Raw genomic sequence first — 21,074 nt, 5'->3', positions numbered from 1 at the left:
TCGAGCGTTGCAAACCCACCCAGATGACGGGAATACCGGATTGAACAGCGAGCAGTACCGCGAACTGACCCTCATCGGCGCCGGCCTGGCTGGTTCCCTGCTCGCGATCCTGCTGTCGCAGCGCGGCTGGAAGGTCACCGTCTACGAGCGCCGAGGCGATCCGCGGATCAAGGGCTACGAATCGGGCCGCTCGATCAACCTGGCCCTGGCCGAGCGCGGCCGCCACGCGCTGCGCGCCGCCGGAGTCGAGGACGCGGTGATGGCCCAGGCGGTGATGATGCGCGGGCGCATGATCCACGGCCTGGACGGCTCGCTGCAGCTGCAGCGCTACGGCCGCGACGACTCCGAGGTGATCTGGTCGGTGCACCGCGCCGACCTCAACATCACCCTGCTGCGGGCCGCCGAGCGCGCCGGTGCCACTGTGCACTTCCACCGCCGCCTGCACACCGTCGACTTCGACGCCGGCTACGCGCGCCTGATCGACGACCGCGACGACCAGCCGCACGACATCCGTTTCCGCACCCTGGTCGGCGCCGACGGCGCCGGTTCGGCACTGCGCGCGGAGATGGTGCGCAAGGCCGATTTCGACGAGTACACCGAGTTCCTCGACCATTCCTACAAGGAACTGACCATCCCGCCCGGGCCCGACGGCGGCTTCCGGATCGAGCCGCACGCGTTGCACATCTGGCCGCGCGGGCGCTACATGTGCATCGCGCTGCCCAACGACGAGCGCACCTTCACCGTCACGCTGTTCTTGCCGAACCATGGCCTGCCCAACCACGCAGCGCCCGGCACCGACGACCCCAGCTTCGCCAGCGTGCGCAGCGGCGCCGAGGTCCGCGCCCTGTTCGCCCGTGACTTCCCCGACGCGCTGCCGCTGATCCCGGACCTGGAACAGGACTGGGAGCACCACCCGCCCGGCCTGCTCGGCACCCTGTACCTGGACCGCTGGCACCTGGACGGCCGGGCGCTGCTGCTGGGCGACGCGGCGCACGCGATGGTGCCGTTCCACGGCCAGGGCATGAACTGCGCGTTCGAGGACTGCGTGGCGCTGGCCGAGGCGATGGACCGCCACGGCGTGCTGGAGCAGGCGTTCGCCGCGTTCGAGGCCGAGCGCAAGCCGAATGCGGCGGCGATCCAGGCCATGGCCCTGGAGAATTACATCGAGATGCGCGACCGGGTCGACGATCCGGACTTCCTGCTGCAGCGGGAACTGGAACGGGCGCTGCAGGAGCGCCACCCGCAGCGCTTCGTCCCGCACTACACCATGGTCACCTTCATGCGCATCCCGTACGCGGTGGCGCTGGAGCGCAGCGAGATCCAGCGGCAGATCCTGGTCGAGGCCACGCGGGGCCGCCGCGACCTGGCCGGCATCGACTGGCCGGCGCTGGCGCGGGTGGTGGAGGAACGCCTGCCGGTGCTGGAGGAAGCGCGCTGAGGCGCGCGGCCATGGCCGAGAGCTTCCTGTTCTACGACCTTGAGACCTTCGGCGCCGACCCGCGCCGCAGCCGCATCGCCCAGTTCGCCGCGGTCCGCACCGATCCGGAACTGAACGTCGTCGAGGAACCGATCAGCCTGTTCGTGCGGCCGGCCGACGACCTGCTGCCCTCGCCCGTGGCCACGCTGATCACCGGCATCACGCCCCAGCAGGCGCTGCGCGACGGCCTGGCCGAGGCCGAGGCCGCCGCGCGCATCGTCGAGGAGATGGCGCGCCCGGGCACCTGCACCCTGGGCTACAACTCGCTGCGCTTCGACGACGAGTTCGTCCGCCACACCCTGTTCCGCAACTTCTTCGACCCCTACGAGCGCGAGTGGCGCGGCGGCAACTCGCGCTGGGACCTGCTCGACGTGCTGCGCCTGGCCCACGCGCTGCGCCCGGACGGGATCGCCTGGCCGCAGCGCGAGGACGGCGCCACCTCGTTCCGGCTCGAGCACCTGGCCCTGGCCAACGGCGTGCGCGATGGCGACGCGCACGAGGCGCTGTCGGACGTGTACGCCACCGTCGGCCTGGCCCGGCTGCTGCGCCGGGCGCAGCCACGGCTGTGGGACTACGCGCTGAAGCTGCGCGACAAGCGCCACGCCGCGTCCCTGCTCGACACCTTCGCCATGGCGCCGGTGCTGCACGTGTCCCAGCGCTACCCGGCCAGCCGCCTGTGCGCGGCGGTGGTGCTGCCGCTGGCGGTGCATCCATCCATCTCCAACCGGGTGATCGTGTTCGACCTGGACGGCGACGCGGACGCGCTGCTGGACCAGGACGCGGCGGGGATCGCCGACCGCCTGTACACGCCGGCGGCCGACCTGCCCCCGGGCGTGGCGCGCGTCCCGCTCAAGGAAGTGCACCTGAACCGCTCGCCGATGCTGGTGCCCTGGGCGCACCTGCGCAGCGACGACTTCCAGCGCCTGGGCCTGGACCCGGATGCGCTGCAGGCCAAGGCCGCGCGGCTGCGCGCGCACGGCCCGGCCCTGGCCGAGAAGGCCCGGCAGGTGTTCGCCGGCAGCCGCGAGCGCGCCGACGGCGACGTCGACGGCGCCCTGTACGCCGGCTTCGCCGGCGACGGCGACCGGCGCCTGTGCACGCAGGTGCGCGCCACCGCGCCGGCCGAACTGGGCGCGCGCGCGTTCGAGTTCAGGGATGCGCGCCTGCCGGAGCTGCTGTTCCGCTACCGCGCCCGCAACTGGCCGGGCACCCTGTCGGCGAGCGAGCGCGAGCGCTGGGACGACTACCGCCGGCGACGCCTGGCCGACGGCAGCGACCTGTCCGAATACGGCTTCGGCGCCTATTTCGCCGAGATCGCCACGCTGCGCACCGCCCATGCCGGCGACGGCGGCAAGCGGGCCCTGCTCGACCGGCTCGAGCAGTGGGGCCGCGAACTGCAGGACGCGCTATGAGCAGCTATTTCAGCGACGCCAGCTTCCGCTTCCTGCGCGGCCTGGCCCGGCACAACGACAAGGCCTGGTTCGAGCAGCACCGGCAGGACTACGAGGCGAACGTGCGCCAGCCGTTCCTGCGCCTGCTGGTCGACCTGCAGCCGGCACTGGCGAGTGTCAGTCCGCACTTCCGCGCCGACCCGCGCACGGTCGGCGGCTCGCTGTTCCGCATCCATCGCGACGCGCGGTTCTCGAACGACAAGTCGCCGTACAAGTCGTGGCAGGGCGCGCGCCTGTTCCACGAGCGCCGCCGCGAGGTGCCGGCGCCCTCGTTCTACCTCCACCTGCAGCCCGGCGAGAGCTTCGTCGGCGCCGGCCTGTGGCATCCGGAGCCCGACACCCAGCGCCGCGTGCGCCAGTTCATCCTCGACAACCCCGGCGCCTGGAAGAAGGCCGCGCACGCGCCGGCGCTGCGCCGCCGCTTCGACCTGGACGACAGCGAGGTGCTGTCGCGGCCGCCGCGCGGCTTCCCCGCCGACTTCGAGTTCGTCGGCGACCTCAAGCACCGCAACTGGGTATTCTGGCGGTCGCTGGACGATGCGACCATGACCGGCCCGCGCCTGCGCAGGACGCTGGAGACCGACCTGGCCGCGCTGGGCCCGTTCGTGGACTACCTCTGCGCCGCCCTGGACCTGGAGTTCTGACGCCATGGCTCCTCCCGCCCTGCCCACCGGGAAACCGCCCACCCGCCCGCTGCGCTGGATCGCCCTCGCCACCGTGCTGGTAATGCTGGCACTGCTGGCCTGGGTGGCGGCCGGCCCCTGGTTGGCGGTGCGCGGCATCGAGCGCGCGATCGTCCAGCGCGACGCCGCCGCGCTGAAGCGCCATGTCGACTTCCCGCGCCTGCGGGTGAACCTCAAGGCCCAGCTCGACGACCGCCTGGTGCGCGCGGTGGGAGACGAGGTTCCCGCCAACCTGTTCGGGGCCGCCGCGCTGGCGGTGGCCGGCGGCGCCACCGGCATGGCGGTGGACACTCTGGCCACGCCGCTGGGCGTGGCCGGCCTTCTCCAGGGCCACGTGCTGTGGCAGCGCGCCGGCGGCCGCACCGTCGGCGGCGACACCTGGGCGGCGACCGAGCCGGCGCGCCCGCTGCAGCATGCGCGGCTGCGCTACGAGTCGACCTCGCGTTTCACCGGCACCGTCGAGCATGAAAACGGCCACGCCACCGTGTTCGTGCTGCAGCGCCAGGGGCTGCGCTGGCGGCTGGTGGACATCCGCCTGCCGCAGGAGTTGTCGACCTACCTGCGCTGACTCCTTCAGCAGGCGGTGGCCTGCGTCACGGCCGGCCTGCGTTGTCCCCGTTGTCACCCGCATGGAGTGGAACCGCATGGACACGGATCTCAAGCGCACGGTCAGCGACGCGATGTGGGCACAGCTCGCCGCGCGGCTGCAGGTCGAACTGCCCGCCCTGAAGGCGATCGCCGAGGTCGAATCCAGCGGCTCTGGCTTCCTGCCGGCGCCGGACCGGCGGCCGAAGATCCTGTTCGAAGGCCACATCTTCCACCGCCTCACCGCCGGCCGCCACAGCGCCGGCCACCCCAACATCAGCTACCCGAAGTGGGACCGGCGCCAGTACTCCGGCTCGCTGGCCGGCGAATGGAAGCGGCTGGACAAGGCCGCCGCGCTGGACCCGGCCGCGGCGATGCAGTCGGCCAGCTGGGGTGCGTTCCAGATCATGGGCTTCAACTACGCACTGTGCGGCTTCGACAACGTCGGCCGCTTCGTCGACTGCCAGGCCGCCGGTGCCGACGGCCAGCTCGAGGCCTTCGCCAACCTGCTCTCGCGCCCCGGCTCGCCGCTGATCCAGCCGCTGCGGCGCAAGGACTGGGCCAAGTTCGCCAGCCTCTACAACGGGCCCGGCTACCGGCAGAACCGCTACGACGAGAAGATGGCCGCGGCCTACGCGCGCCATGCCGCGGCCACGCCGGCACGCGGTGGGCGCGCCGCCGCCGGCGCGGCACGTCCGCCGTCGGTGCGCGCACTGGTCGCGCCGGGACGGCCGGAACTGGCGCCGCTGGAGATGCTCGAGCTCACCGCCTCCGGCACCCCGCGCAAGCGCACCACCCGCGTCTTCAATGTGCGCCCGGACAGTGTCGATCTGCGCGACTGGGAGTACCAGCCGCCGGTGTCCTCGGCGCCGAAGGACGTGTGCTACCCGCGGGACGCGCGGCCGATGCTCGACCAGGGCCTGACCAGCGCCTGTACCGGCTATTCACTGGCGGTGGTGATCGAGTACCTGCTGGTGCGCGCCGACCGCCACGTCGAATCGATTTCACCGCACATGCTCTACAGCATGGCCCGGCGCTACGACGAGTGGGCCGAGAACGACGACGACGACGGCCCAGAAGCCGACACCGGCTCCTCGCTGCGCGGCGCGCTGAAGGGCTGGCTGCGCCACGGCGCCAGCAGCGCGCGGCTGTGGCCGAAGATGGAGATGCCCGACCCGGTGGCCAAGGCCAACGAGGACTGGTGGACCGATGCGATCAAGCGGCCGCTGGGTGCCTACTACCGGATCGACCCGCGTTCGCTGCGCGACATGCACGTGGCCATCGACCAGGTCGGCGCGCTGTACGCCAGCGCGTTCACCCACGCCGGCTGGGAGGATTTGCTGCGCGAGGAAGCCGTGCCGCGCCCGGAGAACGCCGATGACCTGCCGGTGATCCGGCGCCGCAGCGGCAGCCCCGACGGCGGCCATGCCTTCGCCATCGTCGGCTACACCCGCGACGGTTTCATCGTCCACAACTCCTGGGGCCTGGTCTGGGGCAAGGGCGGCCTGGCGGTGCTGCGCTACAGCGACTGGCTGGAGAACGCGATGGACTGCTGGGTCGCGCAGCTGGGCGTGGTCACCGCCGAGCACGAGGCGATCGCCGACGCCACCTCGCTGCGCACCGACACCGGCGGCACCCGCGCGGTGGTCTCCCGCAATCCGATCCTGGCCGCGCACGAGCTCAGCCCGTTCATCGTCAACATGGAAAACAACGGCCGCCTGAGCCAGCGCGGCCAGTTCCGCACCCAGCCGTCGGACGTGGACGCGCTGCTGCGCATCCATCTGAAGGAAGCCTGCCGCAAGTGGGGAGTGCGCGCCAACCAGGCGGTGGACATCGCCATCTACGCCCACGGCGGCCTCAACGACGAGGACGCGGCGGCCGAGTCGGCGCGGCTGTGGGTGCCCAAGCTGTACGACGAGAAGATCTTCCCGGTGTTCCTGATGTGGGAGACCGGTGCGATCAAGACCATCGGCAACATGATCGAGGACCGCCTCTCGCCCGACGACCAGCGCGCGGCCGGCGCCTGGCTGAAGGTCAAGGACCGCTGGAAGGAATGGTGGAACCAGCGCGTGGAGGGCATCGCCCGTCCGCTCGGCCGCCCGCTGTGGAACGAGATGAAGGACAACGCGGCCAGGATCAGCAGCAATCCCGCCTCCGGCGTGCGCCAGCTGTTCGACCTGTACAAGGCCAAGGGCAAGGAGTACGGCCTGCCGAAGGTGCGCCTGCACCTGATCGGCCACTCGGCCGGCGGCATCCTGCACTCGCACCTGGGCGCGGCCGCGATCGCCGCCGGCTTCGACCTGCGCTCGGTCAGCCTGATCGCGCCGGCGGTGCGCATCGACGAGTTCGACCGCACCCTGGGCAAGGCGGTGCTGAAGACCGGCACCAAGCTGCTGGTGGCGCACCTGACCGACGCGGCCGAACGCGCCGACCCGACCTGCAAGCCCTACGGCCACTCGCTGCTGTACCTGGTCTCGCGCTCGTTCGAGGACAAGAAGGAAACGCCGCTGCTGGGCCTGGAGCGCGACCTGGTGCCGGCGCGCGCGACCATGGCCTGGGGCGCGCAGATGATGGCCGTGGCCAGCCCGCATTCGGGGCTGGTCCGCCTGCCCAGCGCCACCACCCTGGACGTCGGCGGCACCCTGCCGACCGAGGCCACCACCCACGGCAGCCTCGACGATGACAAGGCGCTGCAGCGGCTGGTGTTCGACCTGATCCACAAGGCCTGAGCGGGAGTTCCCGCCCGGGCCGCCCGACGAGGGTGGCAGCGATGGAGCGAGGGATCACCCGGGCGGCCTCACGGATCCGGCGCATCGCCGGCAGCAGCCTGCTGCTGGTCCTGGCGCTGGCCGCAGGCGCCCCTGCCGGCGCGACGACCGTGGCGGTGCCGCTGCTGCACAACAATGGCGCCGCCGCAGAGGTCCGCAGCGAACCGGATCCCGCCGTCCGCGGCGAAGGCGTGCTGGTCGATTCGGCCGCGGTGCGCGACGTGTTCGATCCCCTGCCCGGCGTCAGCGCGCAAGGCGGCGCGGAGTGGCGCGCGGCGGTTGCCACCCTGCCCGACCCGGTCGAATCGCGGCTGGCGCGTTCGTTCGACATCGAGGTCGCCACCCTGGTGCGCAGCTTCCAGTTCGCCGGCTACGTCCTGCAGGGCCATGCAATGCCCTGGCCGGAGGCCGGCGCGAAAGCCGACGAGCCTTCGTCCCGCCCGTACCGCGGCACGCCGGGCGTGCTGGTATTCCGCCACGACGCCTGGCGCGAGGAAGGCAACGTCGGCCCGCGCACGCGCTACTTCGTGCTCTACCTGGTCGGCGAGTCGCCCACCTTCGGCGTGCAGCGGCTGGCGTTCTGCCGTGCCACGCGCCAGGCCCTCGCGCTCAACGACGGCGGCGAACGCCCGGCCCGGGACGACGGCGAAGCCGGATGCATGGCGCCGCGCACCGGCGCGGACCCGTCCGCCACGCCGGCGCAGGTCAGCGTGCTTGGCCCGACCTTCTCCGGCTCGCTGGCCTCGATCGCATCCGTAGCGCGCCAGGCCGGGCTGCACCTCGACCTGATGAGCCCGTCGGCAACGGTGACCAGCAACCGCCACATCGCCGAGCGCGATCCCGGCGGCCGCCATTCGATCGGCTACCGCACCTTCGCCCAGTGGGACCAGGTGCAGCAGATGGCGCACCTGTTCGCCTACCTGGAAACGGTGCATGGCATCTGCCCCGGCGATGTGGTGGTGCTCAGCGAGGAGTCGGCCTTCGGCCAGGGCAGCCAGGAGACCGAGAAGCAGCTCGCCGGCGAGCGCGCGGCGGCCGAGGCCATGGGCGCGCCCGCCCCGGCCTGCCTCGACCGGTCGCAGCCGACCTACCTGCAGTTCCCGCAGAACATCTCGGCCATCCGCGCCGAGCATGCGAACCTGGACCGCGAGACGGCGAAGAATCCCCAGCTCACGCCGCGGCGCTTCCTCGAGCTGGACATGCGCGATGCCGGCACCGGCCTGGACCTGCCGCCGGTGTACCAGCCGCAGCTGAGCACGCGCTCGGACGAACTGAGCCTGCAGCAGCTGATGGACACGCTGAACGTCTACGTGCGGCCGCGGGCGGTGATGGTGGTGGCGACCGACGTGCGCGACCGCCTGTTCATGCTCGCCGTCGTGCGGAGGACGGTGCCCGGCGCCATCCCGGTGGTGCTGGAGGGCGACCACCTGCTCACCCACCCCGACTACCGGCGTGCCAACCGCGGCACGCTGATGGTCGCCAACGGCCGGATGCAGGCCTGCTACGTGCAGGTGGCCGAAGGCGGCCGCCAGTACCGGACCGAGTGTCGTCCGCGCCAAGGCGGCGGCGAGCGCGAGGTCGTGCCCGGCAGCCGCCGGATCTTCGCCTTCCCGACCGACTACGCGGCCAACCTGTTCCGCGCCAGCCAGGAACTGCTCTCGGCGCCGGCCACGGCGCAGGCCGACGCATCCGCCGCGGCGGCGCAACCACGCCGCGGCCGCTCGCCGCTGAGCGTGGTGACCCTGGCCGGCATCCAGTGGATCGATCCCGATTCGTACGTCCGCTCCGACGGCGGGAACGGAACGCCACAGGCCACTGCCGCGGCGGATTCCACCGAGCGACGGCGCTCCCATCCGCGCAGCACGCTGATCGCGGCCGACTTCCGGGTGCTGTCGCTCAACGTGGTGCTGCCGCTGCTGGTGGCGGCCAGCGGCCTGGCCCTGGCCGCCAGCGGATGGCTGCTGCTGTCCTCGCGGCCCGGTCGCACGGTCCTGCCGCCGGTCCGCTACGCGCTGCGCGAGACCGGCTGGGCCCTGGACCGGATGCTGCGCCGGCGCGGGTCAGGGCGCGAAGAACAGGCGGCGAGGCTGCCGGCACCCGGCCGCCGTCGACACAGCACCGGCGCACTGTCCTGCGCGCTGCTGGGGCTGCTCGCGCTGGCCACGCTGCTGCTGTTCGCCACGCGCTGGGGACACCTGCTCCTGACCGAGCAGTTCCGTGGCGCGATGCGCGGTGCGCTCGACCTGATCCACGGCCGCGACCGGTTCATGCTGTGGGCGATGTTCGGCCTGTACCTGTGGTTCGCCTGCCTGGTGATGACGCGCCTGCGGGCCTGGAACCGGCGCTGCGTGTTCCATCTGCTGCAGGCACCCGCCGCGTTCGACGCCGGGCGCTACCTTGGCCGCCGCTACACCCTCAGTTCGCTGCTGCTGGCGACGGCCGCGGCGGTCCCGCCGCTGGCCTACTGGGGCAGCCGGCTGCCGGACGCGGTCGACGGCGCGCGCATGCCCGGCGCCCTGGCGCTGGCCATGCTCGGCCTGGGCGTGTTCTTCCTCTCGCAGGCGCTGCTGCAGAACGGACGCCTGGTCCGCCTGGGCCGCGACCTGCGCGACCACGTGCTCGAGCGGCTGCCCGACGGGGCGCTGCCCGCGGACTGGCCGAATCCGCAGTGGCTCGGCACCTCGCCACGCTCGCCGCTGGCGGCGATCTTCCATGACAACGACTGGCTGGCGCTGGACCGCGGCGACGACCGCTGGCCGGCGGTGGACCCGGCCGAACTGCAGGCCGCCCTCGACCAGCCAGACCCACGCGACCGCCTGCCGTGCTGGCGCGCGCAGACCGTGGCCGAGATGAAGTTCGGGCTGACCTGCGTGCGCAGCTGCCTGTGGGCGGCATTCGCCGCGCCGGCGGTGCTGCTGGCCATGCAGGAGGTGTTCCCGTTCGCCCTGGAGTTCGAGCAGAGCGCGGTGGCGCTGGGCCTGATGACCGTGGCCTTCGTGGCGAGCGCGTGGCTGTCGATCTCGCTGGAGCGCGCGCCGCTGGTAGGGCAGATGTTCACCAAGGACGCGCACCACGTCTCGCTGATGGACCTGCTGCGGATCCTGGGCACCAAGCTGCTGCTGTTGCTGCTGATGCTCGCCGCGACGTTGACCCCGAACCTGGGCGAGTGGCTGCAGAACCTGGTCGGCGTGCTGCGGCTCTGACGCTGCTGTTTGTAGGAGCCGGGTTCAGCCGGCGACACGACGCCCTGGCGCAGGCGACTCCCTCGTATTCCCGACGCCCGTGTCGCCGACTGAAGTCGGCTCCTACAGGGAGCGATCGCACCACGGCTGTTGTTAGAGCGAGGTTCACCCGGCGATACCCCTTCGGCACAGGCGATGCCCTCGTGGTCGTAGCACCCGGGTCGCCAGCAAGCTGGGCTCCTACAGGAGCAGCGCGTCGGCCCCTGAAACGGAAACGCCCGGCGGTGCCGGGCGTTTCCTGGTTGCCGCGTGGCGCCGATCAGGCCGCGACGGTGTTCGCCACGTCCTGGTACTCCTGGATCTGGTCGAAGTTCATGTAGCGGTAGATCTCCGCGCCCTTCTCGTTGATCACGCCGATGTCGGCCATGTACTCGGCCTTGCTCGGGATCCGGCCCAGGCGCGAGCAGATCGCCGCCAGCTCCGCCGAACCCAGGTACACGTTGGAGTTGCGGCCCAGGCGGTTGGGGAAGTTGCGGGTCGAGGTCGAGAACACGGTGGCGCCCTCGCGCACCTGGGCCTGGTTGCCCATGCACAGCGAGCAGCCCGGCATCTCCATGCGCGCGCCGGCGGTGCCGAAGGTGCCGTAGTGGCCTTCCTTGGTCAGCTCGCTGGCGTCCATCTTGGTCGGCGGCGCGACCCACAGGCGGGTCGGGATGTCGCGCTTGCCTTCCAGCAGCTTGGCCGCGGCGCGGAAGTGGCCGATGTTGGTCATGCACGAACCGATGAACACCTCGTCGATGGTGGCGCCGGCCACGTCGGACAGGGTCTTCACGTCGTCCGGGTCGTTCGGGCAGGCCACGATCGGCTCGTGCACGTCGGCCAGGTCGATCTCGATCACCGCCGCGTACTCGGCGTCGGCATCGGGCTCGAGCAGCTGCGGGTCGGCCAGCCACTCCTCCATCTTCTTGATCCGGCGGCCCAGCGAGCGCGGATCGGCGTAGCCCTCGGCGATCATCCACTTCAGCAGGGTGATGTTGCTGGTGAGGTATTCGATGATCGGTTCCTTGTCCAGGCGCACGGTGCAGCCGGCGGCCGAACGCTCGGCCGAGGCGTCGGACAGCTCGAACGCCTGCTCCACCTTCAGCTGCGGCAGGCCTTCGATCTCGAGGATGCGGCCGGAGAAGATGTTCTTCTTGCCCTGCTTGGCCACGGTCAGCAGGCCCGCCTTGATCGCGTACAGCGGGATCGCGTTGACCAGATCGCGCAGGGTCACGCCGGGCTGCATCTGGCCCTTGAAGCGGACCAGCACGCTCTCGGGCATGTCCAGCGGCATCACGCCCGTCGCGGCGGCGAAGGCAACCAGGCCCGAACCGGCCGGGAACGAGATGCCCACCGGGAAGCGGGTGTGCGAGTCGCCGCCGGTGCCGACGGTGTCGGGCAGCAGCATGCGGTTGAGCCAGCTGTGGATCACGCCGTCGCCCGGGCGCAGCGAGATGCCGCCGCGGGTGGAGATGAACTCCGGCAGGGTGTGGTGGGTCTTCACGTCCACCGGCTTGGGATAGGCGGCGGTGTGGCAGAACGACTGCATCACCAGGTCGGCCGAGAAGCCCAGGCAGGCCAGGTCCTTCAGTTCGTCGCGGGTCATCGGGCCGGTGGTGTCCTGCGAACCGACCGAGGTCATCTTCGGTTCGCAGTAGGTGCCCGGGCGCACGCCCTGGCCTTCGGCCAGGCCGCAGGCGCGGCCGACCATCTTCTGCGCCAGCGAGAAACCCTTGCCGCTGTCGGCCGGCTGCTGCGGCAGGCGGAACAGGTCCGAGGCCGGCAGTCCCAGCGACTCGCGCGCCTTGGCGGTCAGGCCGCGGCCGATGATCAGCGGGATGCGGCCGCCGGCGCGCACTTCGTCGAACAGCACGTCCGACTTGACCTGGAACTGTGCGATCACCTCGCCGTTCTTGAGCGCCTTGCCCTCGTACGGACGCAGCTCGACCACGTCGCCGTGCTCCATCTGCGACACGTCCAGCTCGATCGGCAGCGCGCCGGCGTCTTCCATGGTGTTGTAGAAGATCGGGGCGATCTTGCTGCCCAGGCAGACGCCGCCGAAGCGCTTGTTCGGGATGAACGGGATGTCCTCGCCGGTGAACCAAAGCACCGAGTTGGTGGCGGACTTGCGCGAAGAGCCGGTACCGACCACGTCGCCGACGTAGGCGACCAGGTGGCCCTTGTCCTTGAGCTTCAGGATCTCGGCGACCGGGCCGCGCTTGCCGTCTTCCTCCGGCACGAACGGCGCGCCTTCGCGCTTGTTCTTCAGCATCGCCAGCGCGTGCAGCGGGATGTCGGGGCGGGTGGTGGCGTCCGGGGCCGGCGACAGGTCGTCGGTGTTGGTCTCGCCGGGCACCTTGAACACGGTGATGGTCAGGCTCTGCGGCACTTCCGGACGGCCGGTGAACCACTCGGCCTCGGCCCAGCTGCGCAGCACGGCCTGGGCATTGGCGTTGCCGGGCGCATTGCCCGAGCGTGCCTTCTCCTCCACGTCGTGGAACTGGTCGAACACCAGCAGGGTCTTCTTCAGGCCCTCGGCGGCGATCGCGCCGACCACGGCGTCGTCCAGCAGTTCGATCAGCGGGTGCACGTTGTAGCCGCCGAGCATGGTGCCCAGCAGTTCGGTGGCGCGCTCGCGGCTGATCAGCGGGTTGTCCTCGGTGCCGAAGGCCAGCGCGGCCAGGTACGAGGCCTTGACCTTGGCCGCGTCGTCCACGCCCGCGGGCACGCGGTTCGTGATCAGGTCGACCAGGAACTGTTCCTCGCCGGCCGGGGGAGCCTTCAGCAGTTCGATGACCTCGGCGGTCTGCTGCGCGCTCAGCGGCAGCGGCGGGATGCCGAGGGCGGCGCGTTCGGCGGCGTGGTGGCGGTAGGCTTCCAGCATGGGGGGTTCTCCGGGTGGTGCTTATGGAAAGGCGGATATCGGAACGTGGACTCAGGCCTTGGGCACGATCAGCTTCAGGCCCTTGAAGTAGTCGCGGTAGAAGGCGTCATCGCGGGTGATCAGCGCGTTGCACTGGAGCATGGCGTGGGCGCCGACCAGGAAATCCGCGACGACCCGCTCGCGGCGGCCGCCGCGGGTGCGGAAGCGCTTGTTCATGTGCCCGGCGCGCATCGCCGCGGCCTCGCCGAGCGGCTGGTAGCGGATGCCCAGTGGCGCCAGCAGGTCCATCAGGCTGACCGAGGTATCGAGCATGGCCTGGACCTCGGCGACCACCGCCTCGCAGACGACCACGTCGTCGTGCACCAGCGCCTCGCCCACGCAGGCCTCGGACGCCTCGGCGAACACGTCGTCGCCGATCAGGATGTCGATCAGGACGGAGGAATCCAGGGCGATCATCGCCCGGGCTTCCGGATACGGGCAAGGCGGCGGTGCCCGGACTCACACATCGAGTGGATCCCCCGGCGCACGGCCGCGGATGGCGCGCATGGCCTCGTCGGTGCGGGTCATTCCGTCGACCAGCTTGTACTTGCCGCGCACTTCGCGCAGCGCCTTGCTGACATCCTTGCGCAGGATGATGCGCCCGCCCTCCAGCTCGACCTTGAGCAGGGTGCCCTTGGTCAGGCCCAGGGCGTCGCGTACGGCCTTGGGCAGGGTGATCTGCCCGCGCTCGGCAACGGTGGCTTCCATGGGATTTCCTCCGCGGACGGTATGGCGGAATGATACATACTTTTCCATGCATACTCAAACCGGCATGGCGATTCCGGCCGACAATGGCCAGGCTGCAGCGCGGCCCGGCGACCTCCCCGAAGGGCGTATTGCCGAGGCGACGGCCCTGTCATTGAATGGCGGGGATAATGCGGTGATCCCTTCCCGCCGCCGGGATTGGCGGCGTCAAAGCCACAGGAGCCCGCCCATGCGCGATTCCTTCGCCACCCGCAGCCGCCTGGACGTCGGCGGCAAGAGCTACGCCTACGCCAGCCTGCCCAAGCTGGGCCAGCGCCACGACCTGGCCCGCCTCCCCTACTCGATGAAGATCCTGCTGGAGAACCTGCTCCGGCACGAGGACGGGGTCACGGTGCTGCCGGAGCACATCGAGGCGGTGGCGACCTGGGACCCGAAGGCCGAGCCGGACACCGAGATCGCGTTCATGCCCGCGCGCGTGGTCCTGCAGGACTTTACCGGCGTGCCCTGCGTGGTCGACCTGGCGGCGATGCGCGACGCGGTGGTGCGGCTGGGCGGCAGCCCCGAGCAGATCAACCCGTTGATCCCTTCCGAACTGGTGATCGACCACTCGGTGCAGGTGGACGTGTTCGGCACGGCCGACGCGCTGGACATCAACGGCCGCATCGAGTTCGAGCGCAACCGCGAGCGCTACGCCTTCCTGCGCTGGGGCCAGAAGGCGTTCTCCGACTTCAAGGTGGTGCCGCCCAATACCGGCATCGTCCACCAGGTGAACCTGGAGAACCTGGCCCGGGTGGTGATGACCGCAGAGAAGAATGGCGAAGCCTGGGCCTACCCGGACACCGTGTTCGGCACCGACTCGCACACCACCATGATCAACGGCATCGGCGTGCTCGGCTGGGGCGTGGGCGGGATCGAGGCCGAGGCGGCGATGCTCGGCCAGCCATCCTCGATGCTGATCCCGCAGGTGGTCGGCTTCGAGCTGACCGGCCGCCTGCCCGAGGGCGCCACCGCCACCGACCTGGTCCTGACCGTCACCCAGATGCTGCGCAAGCACGGGGTGGTCGGCAAGTTCGTCGAGTTCTACGGCGACGGCCTGCAGCACCTGCCGCTGGCCGACCGCGCCACCATCGGCAACATGGCGCCGGAATACGGCGCCACCTGCGGCATCTTCCCGATCGACGCCGAATCGCTGACGTACCTGCGCCTGTCCGGCCGCAGCGAGGAACAGATCGCGCTGGTCGAGGCCTATGCGAAGGCCCAGGGCCTGTGGCACGAGCCGGGTAGCCCGCAGGCCGAGTACAGCGCCACCCTGCACCTGGACATGGGTGATGTGAAACCATCGCTGGCCGGCCCCAAGCGCCCGCAGGACCGCGTGCTGCTGGGCGACATGAAGCAGAACTACCGCGAGAACGTCGCCCCGCTCACCGCCAACCGCGACAGGCGCACTCCGGAGGTAGCCGATTTCATCGCCGAGGGCGGCGCGGCCGCGGTCGGCAACGAGGCCCTGCTCAAGGGCGTGGCCCACGTCGAGCTCGACGGCCAGCCGGTCAAGCTCAAGGACGGCGCGGTGGTGATCGCCGCGATCACCTCCTGCACCAACACCTCCAACCCGGCGGTGATGGTCGGCGCCGGCCTGCTGGCGCGCAACGCCGCGGCCAGGGGCCTGGACCGCAAGCCGTGGGTGAAGACCTCGCTCGGCCCGGGCTCGCGGGTGGTCACCGACTATCTCGAAAAGGCCGGCCTGCTGAAGGAGCTGGAGAAGGTCGGCTTCTACATCGTCGGCTACGGCTGCACCACCTGCATCGGCAACTCCGGGCCGCTGCCGGTCGAGGTCAGCGCGGGCATCGCCGCCGGCGACCTGGTGGTGACCTCGGTGCTGTCGGGCAACCGCAACTTCGAGGGCCGCGTGCACCCCGAAGTGAAGATGAACTACCTCGCTTCCCCTCCCCTGGTCGTCGCCTATGCGCTGGCCGGCACCACCGACATCGACCTGACCACCGAGCCGCTGGGCACGGACCGCGGCGGCCAGCCGGTGTTCCTGCGCGACATCTGGCCCAGCAGCAAGGAGATCGGCGACGTCATCGCCGCCACCATCGGCCCGGAGATGTTCAAGCAGAACTACGCCGACGTGTTCAAGGGCGACACCCGCTGGAACACGATCGACTCGCCCGACGGCGAGCTGTACGTCTGGGACGATGCCTCGACCTATATCAAGAACCCGCCCTACTTCGAGGGCATGACCATGGCCGTGGGCGGCATCGACGACATCCACGGCGCGCGCGTGCTGGGCCTGTTCGGCGACTCGATCACCACCGACCACATCTCCCCGGCCGGCAACATCAAGAAGGACTCGCCGGCCGGCCGCTTCCTGCAGTCGCGCGGCGTGCAGCCGGTCGACTTCAACAGCTACGGCAGCCGCCGCGGCAACGACGACGTGATGGTCCGCGGCACCTTCGCCAACATCCGGATCAAGAACCTTTTCTTCGGCGGCGAGGAAGGCGGCAACACTCTGTACTTCGGCGTGCCCGCAGCTGACGGGAGCGGGCCGGAGAAGATGTCGATCTACGACGCGGCGATGCGCTACAAGGCCGACGGCACCCCGCTGCTGGTGATCGCCGGCAAGGAATACGGCACCGGTTCCTCGCGCGACTGGGCGGCCAAGGGCACCAACCTGCTCGGGGTCAAGGCGGTGATCGCCGAGAGCTTCGAGCGCATCCACCGTTCCAACCTGGTCGGCATGGGCGTGCTGCCGCTGCAGTTCAGGGACGGGGAAAGCGCGCAGTCGCTGGGCCTGGACGGCACCGAGGTCTACGCCATCGCCGGCCTGGCCGACGGCGCCAGCAGGAGCGCCACGGTCACCGCGCGCAAGGCCGACGGCCGCGTGATCGAGTTCCAGGCGCACGTACTGTTGCTGACACCGAAGGAGGTGGAGTACTTCCGCCATGGCGGCCTGTTGCAATACGTGCTCCGCCAGCTCGCCGCCAGAAAGGCTGCATAGGCTCCGGAACGGGCGGAAGCCCCGCCCCGCGCAGCGCGCGGGGCGTTCGGGCGCACCGCGCGGCAGTGCCGCGCAAACGGTGCATCCTCACCCACCACGGCGGCCTGTTGCAGTACGTACTCCGGCAACTCGCCGCCAGAAAGGCCGCATAGGCTGCGGATCGGGCGGAAGCCCAGCCCCACGCAGCGCGGGGCGTTCGGGCGCACCGCGCGGCAGTGCCGCGCAAACGGTGCATCCTCACCCGCCACGGCGGCCTGTTGTAGGAGCTCACTTCAGTGGGCGACACGGGCGTCGGGATCACGGAGGGCGTCGCCTGTGCCGAGGGCGTCGTGTCGCCGGCTGAACCCGGCTCCTACAAAAACCACTGCGCCGATGCTTCCACAGAGAAACTGTTTACCGGTGACTCTACTTGTAGGAGCACAGCTTGCTGGCGACACGGGCGTCGGAATCACGGGGGCGTCGCCTGTGCCGAGGGCGTCGTGTCGCGGTCATGCCCGCTCCTACAACGGCGTCCACTCCGCGTAGTACAGCCGCCACTGCCCGTCCTCGTCGCGCCAGCCGCTGGTCACGTCCCAGGCCTGCGCGCGGTCGGGCAGGAAGCGCCCGCCGCCACCGGTGGCGACCGCGCTGAAGCGCACCGTCGCCCGCTCGCCCCTGACCTCGATCTCGGCCGGGCCAAGCGTCAGCCCGATCCGCGCATTGGCCAGCACCTGCGCGCGCACGATCTGCTGCAACGCAGCACGATCCATGCCGCCATCGCCCGCGAAATCGGCCGCGACCCCGTCCATGAACGCCGACGCCTGGCGCTGCTCCAGCGCCTCCTGCATGGACGCCAGCTGCTCGCGCAGCCGCTGCTCCGGCGGCGTGCGGCTGCAGCCGCCGAGCAGCAGCAGCAGGGCCAGCAGGCAGCCGGCCACGTATCGCACCTTGAAAACGCCGAATCCGTACGTCATGGCTTCGCCTTTTCCATCCGGGACGGTATGCTCCCATCCACGGCAGCGGAATGTCGAGACTGCCGGGATCGCCAGCAAGCACACCACCTCGGGAGGAGGCGCAATGAATCCGGATCGTCCTTGGCTGAAAAGCTATCCGCAGGGTGTGCCCGCCGACATCGATCCGGACGAATACCGCTCCATATCGGCGGTGTTCGCCGCCTCCGTCTCCAAGTACGGCGACCATCCCGCCTACCGCAACTTCGGCAAGACCCTGACCTACGCCGAAGTCGACGCGCTCAGCACGCAGTTCGCCGCCTACCTGCTCGGCGAGCTGGGCCTGAAGAAGGGCGATCGCGTGGCGCTGATGATGCCCAACTGCCTGCAGTACCCGATCGCCACCTTCGGCGTGCTGCGCGCCGGCCTGACCGTGGTCAACGTCAACCCGCTGTACACCGCGCGCGAGCTCAAGCACCAGCTGGTGGACGCCGGCGCCGCCGCGATCGTGGTGGTCGACAACTTCGGCCACACCGTGCAGGAAGTGCTGGCCGACACCCCGCTCAAGCAGGTGATCACCACCGGCCTGGGCGACATGATCGGTTTCCCCAAGGGCGCCATCGTCAACTTCGTGCTCAAGTACGTGAAGAAGATGGTGCCGGACTACGACATCCCCGGCGCGGTGCGCTTCCGCGAGGCGCTGGACATCGGCAAGCGCCACGCGCTGCCGCAGGTGGACATCGACCCGGGCGACATCGCCTTCCTGCAATACACCGGCGGCACCACCGGCGTGGCCAAGGGCGCGATGCTCACCCACCGCAACCTGGTGGCGAACATGCAGCAGGCCTCGGCCTGGCTGGGCGCCAACAAGCTCGAGCGCGGCAAGGAAGTGATCATCACCGCGCTGCCGCTGTACCACATCTTCGCGCTGACCGCGAACGGCCTGGTGTTCATGGAACTGGGCGGCCTCAACCACCTGATCACCAACCCGCGCGACATGCCCGGCTTCGTCAAGGAGCTCAAGGGTGCGCGCTTCACCGCGATCACCGGCGTCAACACCCTGTTCAACGGCCTGCTCAACACCCCCGGCTTCAGCGAGGTCGACTTCTCCGCGCTGAAGGTGACCCTGGGCGGCGGCATGGCGGTGCAGCGCGCGGTGGCCGAACGCTGGAAGCAGGTCACCGGCGTTACCCTGGTCGAGGCCTACGGCCTGACCGAGACCTCGCCGGCGGCGTGCATCAACCCGCTGGACATCGCCGAGTTCAACGGCTCGATCGGCCTGCCGATCCCGTCCACCGACGTGTGCGTCAAGGACGACGACGGCAACGTGCTGCCGACCGGCGAGATCGGCGAGCTGTGCGTGAAGGGCCCGCAGGTGATGAAGGGCTACTGGCAGAAGCCGGAGGAGACGGCCAAGGTGATCGACGCCGACGGCTGGCTGCACACCGGCGACATGGCCCGGATCGACGAGCAGGGCTTCGTCTACATCGTCGACCGCAAGAAGGACATGATCCTGGTCTCGGGCTTCAACGTGTACCCGAACGAGGTCGAGGACGTGGTCGCCGCGATGCCCGGGGTGCTGGAGGTCGCGGCGGTCGGCGTGCCGGACGAGCGTTCCGGCGAGGCGGTCAAGCTGTTCGTGGTGAAGAAGGACCCGGCGCTGACCGCCGAGCAGATCAAGGCCTACTGCCGGGACGCGCTGACCGGCTACAAGCAGCCGCGCCAGATCGAGTTCCGCACCGAGCTGCCGAAGACCAACGTCGGCAAGATCCTGCGCAAGGAGCTGCGCGACTCCAAGCCGGCCGCCACGACGGGCGACGCCGCGCACTGAGGCGGCCAGGCCCTGCCCCGGACACGCCGGGGCCGTGGTTTTCCGCGGCACCTTCTCCCCACGGGGGCATGACACGCCGCGCCCGCCGCCCTTCCCGGGGATCACCCCCGCCCGGCCTCCTGGACCGGGCCCGGTCATGTCGCCTTTTAACAATCCGCCACGCGGATTTCCGGACCAACCGGCCAGGTGCTTTTAATTCTCCGTTCAGGTGTAGCATGGTCCGGCAACATCCCCCGCCTGCCGGGTCATGCCGGCAGGCCAGCCGCCCCCGGAGAAGACGCCATGAGCAACATCGAGAAGCTGCAGCGCACCCATTCCTATCCCACCATCCGCGTGCAGACCCCGCCGGATGGCAGCGCCCACTGGCTGTACATGCACGCCGACGCCAGCCAGGGCGCGCGCCCGTGTTGCCGGTTCGAGATGCTCGAGGACATGTGGAGCTACATGAGCTCGATCACCCTGCGCGAGTCGCAGCGCCAGCAGGGACGCCTTCGCCACTTCGTGCTCGCCTCGGCCGCCTCGGCCTACAACCTCGGCGGCGACCTGGAACTGTTCGGCCGCCTGATCCGCGAGGGCAACCGCGAGCGTCTGCTGGCCTACGCCCGCCGTTGCGTCGAGGGCGTGCACCACGTCCACACCGGCTTCGGCGGCGACATGCACACCGTGGCCCTGATCCAGGGCGACGCGCTGGGCGGCGGCCTGGAGATGGCCCTGGCCTGCCACACCATCGTCGCCGAGGAAGGCGTCGGCATGGGCCTGCCGGAAGTGCTGTTCGGCCTGTTCCCGGGCATGGGCGCCTACTCGTTCCTGTGCAAGCGCGTGACCGCGCGCCAGGCCGAGAAGATGATCCTCAGCGGCGAGGTCTACAGCAGCGAGGAGATGTACCGCCTGGGCGTGGTCGACGTGCTGGTGCCCAAGGGCCAGGGCGAGTCGGCGGTGCAGGACCTGATCCGCCAGCAGCAGCGCGCCCCGCACTCGCACCTGGCAATGAACGCCGTGCGCCGGATCGGCCAGCCGGTCAGCTACGACGAGTTGATGGGCATCACCGAGGTCTGGGTCGACACCGCGCTGGCGCTGGGCGACAAGTCGCTGCGGACGATGGAGCGCATCGTGCGCGCCCAGGCCCGCAGGGCCAGTTCGGAAGCCGCCTGATCGATCGCCTAAGGCGGCCAGTTCGAGCCGCCGGCGTCAGGGGGCAGATCGGGCCCGGCAGGATGCCGGGCCTTCGCTTTTCTGGGGTACTGCGACGATCCGGGGATGGACCCGCGCCGCGTCGAACAAAGGCAACGGCAAGAGCAATTGGTGTGGCTGGCTTCGGGCTGAGCCGCGGCAGGCCGGGTGTGTTGCGGTCGTCTCGGCGGCACATCCATGTGCCGACTCGCCGACGCGGCCATCTCTGGCCGCTGCCGCAACACACCCGGCCTGCCACGTCTTCGGGGCGCTTCCAGGTCGTGGCTTCGTTTACCGCCAGGTGACCATCGCGCGTTGCGATCCCGGCTCTTG

At 70.3% G+C, this 21,074-nt stretch carries 13 protein-coding genes; 9 read left to right on the top strand and 4 right to left on the bottom strand.

Features of this window, described 5'->3' with window-relative positions; genetic code table 11:
- Nucleotides 1–40: 40 nt before the first annotated feature.
- The 6 genes from WQ53_RS14915 (at nucleotide 41) to WQ53_RS14890 (ending at nucleotide 10,167) form a co-directional block, all read left to right on the top strand.
- On the top strand, nucleotides 41–1,438 hold the full coding sequence (locus WQ53_RS14915) for an FAD-dependent oxidoreductase (RefSeq protein ID WP_052633490.1): 1,398 nt from the start codon (nucleotides 41–43) through the stop codon (nucleotides 1,436–1,438).
- 11 nt (nucleotides 1,439–1,449) lie between these two features.
- Complete coding sequence (gene sbcB / locus WQ53_RS14910; protein ID WP_052633489.1) at nucleotides 1,450–2,889, top strand: exodeoxyribonuclease I; 1,440 nt, start codon at nucleotides 1,450–1,452, stop codon at nucleotides 2,887–2,889.
- On the top strand, nucleotides 2,886–3,572 hold the full coding sequence (locus WQ53_RS14905; RefSeq protein ID WP_052633488.1) for a DUF2461 domain-containing protein: 687 nt from the start codon (nucleotides 2,886–2,888) through the stop codon (nucleotides 3,570–3,572). The genes sbcB and WQ53_RS14905 overlap by 4 nt, the downstream gene beginning before the upstream one ends.
- 4 nt (nucleotides 3,573–3,576) lie before the next feature.
- Nucleotides 3,577–4,179: a DUF2939 domain-containing protein gene (locus tag WQ53_RS14900; RefSeq protein WP_082113067.1), complete on the top strand. Its 603-nt coding sequence runs from the start codon at nucleotides 3,577–3,579 to the stop codon at nucleotides 4,177–4,179.
- 76 nt (nucleotides 4,180–4,255) lie between these two features.
- On the top strand, nucleotides 4,256–6,925 hold the full coding sequence (locus tag WQ53_RS17220; RefSeq protein WP_201774015.1) for an N-acetylmuramidase domain-containing protein: 2,670 nt from the start codon (nucleotides 4,256–4,258) through the stop codon (nucleotides 6,923–6,925).
- A 41-nt stretch (nucleotides 6,926–6,966) separates the two neighbouring features.
- Nucleotides 6,967–10,167: a hypothetical protein gene (locus tag WQ53_RS14890; RefSeq protein WP_052633485.1), complete on the top strand. Its 3,201-nt coding sequence runs from the start codon at nucleotides 6,967–6,969 to the stop codon at nucleotides 10,165–10,167.
- A gap of 298 nt (nucleotides 10,168–10,465) precedes the next feature.
- On the opposite strand, the gene acnB is transcribed toward WQ53_RS14890, so the two are convergent.
- Genes acnB through WQ53_RS14875 form a run of 3 tightly spaced genes read right to left on the bottom strand, consistent with a single transcriptional unit; the run spans nucleotide 10,466 to nucleotide 13,816 of the window.
- Nucleotides 10,466–13,069, bottom strand: a complete 2,604-nt coding sequence (acnB, locus tag WQ53_RS14885; RefSeq protein ID WP_052633484.1) for a bifunctional aconitate hydratase 2/2-methylisocitrate dehydratase — start codon at nucleotides 13,067–13,069, stop codon at nucleotides 10,466–10,468.
- Nucleotides 13,070–13,120: 51 nt separating this feature from the next.
- A complete protein-coding gene (locus WQ53_RS14880; protein WP_052633483.1) occupies nucleotides 13,121–13,525 on the bottom strand; it encodes a type II toxin-antitoxin system VapC family toxin in 405 nt (134 codons plus the stop codon).
- Between the two features lie 42 nt (nucleotides 13,526–13,567).
- Nucleotides 13,568–13,816 (bottom strand): AbrB/MazE/SpoVT family DNA-binding domain-containing protein, encoded by a 249-nt coding sequence (locus WQ53_RS14875; RefSeq protein ID WP_052633482.1) that lies wholly within the window; start codon nucleotides 13,814–13,816, stop codon nucleotides 13,568–13,570.
- A 226-nt stretch (nucleotides 13,817–14,042) separates the two neighbouring features.
- Between WQ53_RS14875 and acnA the strand changes: the two genes are divergently transcribed.
- On the top strand, nucleotides 14,043–16,811 hold the full coding sequence (gene acnA, locus WQ53_RS14870; protein WP_052633481.1) for an aconitate hydratase AcnA: 2,769 nt from the start codon (nucleotides 14,043–14,045) through the stop codon (nucleotides 16,809–16,811).
- A 500-nt stretch (nucleotides 16,812–17,311) separates the two neighbouring features.
- Here acnA and WQ53_RS14865 read toward each other — a convergent pair whose 3' ends face one another.
- Nucleotides 17,312–17,764: a nuclear transport factor 2 family protein gene (locus WQ53_RS14865; protein WP_236685867.1), complete on the bottom strand. Its 453-nt coding sequence runs from the start codon at nucleotides 17,762–17,764 to the stop codon at nucleotides 17,312–17,314.
- 103 nt (nucleotides 17,765–17,867) lie between these two features.
- Here WQ53_RS14865 and WQ53_RS14860 point away from each other — a divergent pair, with 103 nt between their 5' ends.
- Nucleotides 17,868–19,571, top strand: a complete 1,704-nt coding sequence (locus WQ53_RS14860; RefSeq protein ID WP_052633480.1) for a long-chain fatty acid--CoA ligase — start codon at nucleotides 17,868–17,870, stop codon at nucleotides 19,569–19,571.
- Nucleotides 19,572–19,853: 282 nt separating this feature from the next.
- Entirely contained in the window at nucleotides 19,854–20,723 is an 870-nt protein-coding gene (locus WQ53_RS14855; RefSeq protein ID WP_052633479.1) for a crotonase/enoyl-CoA hydratase family protein, read from the top strand.
- The last annotated feature ends 351 nt before the right edge of the window (nucleotides 20,724–21,074 follow it).

The sequence above is a fragment of the Pseudoxanthomonas suwonensis genome, assembly GCF_000972865.1.
Taxonomy (GTDB): Bacteria; Pseudomonadota; Gammaproteobacteria; order Xanthomonadales; family Xanthomonadaceae; genus Pseudoxanthomonas; species Pseudoxanthomonas suwonensis_B.
The sequence above is the reverse complement of the archived record's forward strand: the minus strand, read 5'-3'. Positions and strand labels throughout refer to the sequence as shown.

What these genes read in the sequence shown, in the direction of transcription:
- acnB (WP_052633484.1), bottom strand. Translation starts at nt 13,069, where the DNA reads ATGCTGGAAGCCTACCGCCACCACGCCGCCGAACGCGCCGCCCTCGGC.
- WQ53_RS14905 (WP_052633488.1), top strand. Translation starts at nt 2,886, where the DNA reads ATGAGCAGCTATTTCAGCGACGCCAGCTTCCGCTTCCTGCGCGGCCTG.
- WQ53_RS14860 (WP_052633480.1), top strand. Translation starts at nt 17,868, where the DNA reads ATGAATCCGGATCGTCCTTGGCTGAAAAGCTATCCGCAGGGTGTGCCC.
- acnA (WP_052633481.1), top strand. Translation starts at nt 14,043, where the DNA reads ATGCGCGATTCCTTCGCCACCCGCAGCCGCCTGGACGTCGGCGGCAAG.
- WQ53_RS14890 (WP_052633485.1), top strand. Translation starts at nt 6,967, where the DNA reads ATGGAGCGAGGGATCACCCGGGCGGCCTCACGGATCCGGCGCATCGCC.
- WQ53_RS14900 (WP_082113067.1), top strand. Translation starts at nt 3,577, where the DNA reads ATGGCTCCTCCCGCCCTGCCCACCGGGAAACCGCCCACCCGCCCGCTG.
- WQ53_RS14875 (WP_052633482.1), bottom strand. Translation starts at nt 13,816, where the DNA reads ATGGAAGCCACCGTTGCCGAGCGCGGGCAGATCACCCTGCCCAAGGCC.
- WQ53_RS14865 (WP_236685867.1), bottom strand. Translation starts at nt 17,764, where the DNA reads ATGACGTACGGATTCGGCGTTTTCAAGGTGCGATACGTGGCCGGCTGC.
- WQ53_RS14855 (WP_052633479.1), top strand. Translation starts at nt 19,854, where the DNA reads ATGAGCAACATCGAGAAGCTGCAGCGCACCCATTCCTATCCCACCATC.
- WQ53_RS17220 (WP_201774015.1), top strand. Translation starts at nt 4,256, where the DNA reads ATGGACACGGATCTCAAGCGCACGGTCAGCGACGCGATGTGGGCACAG.
- sbcB (WP_052633489.1), top strand. Translation starts at nt 1,450, where the DNA reads ATGGCCGAGAGCTTCCTGTTCTACGACCTTGAGACCTTCGGCGCCGAC.
- WQ53_RS14880 (WP_052633483.1), bottom strand. Translation starts at nt 13,525, where the DNA reads ATGATCGCCCTGGATTCCTCCGTCCTGATCGACATCCTGATCGGCGAC.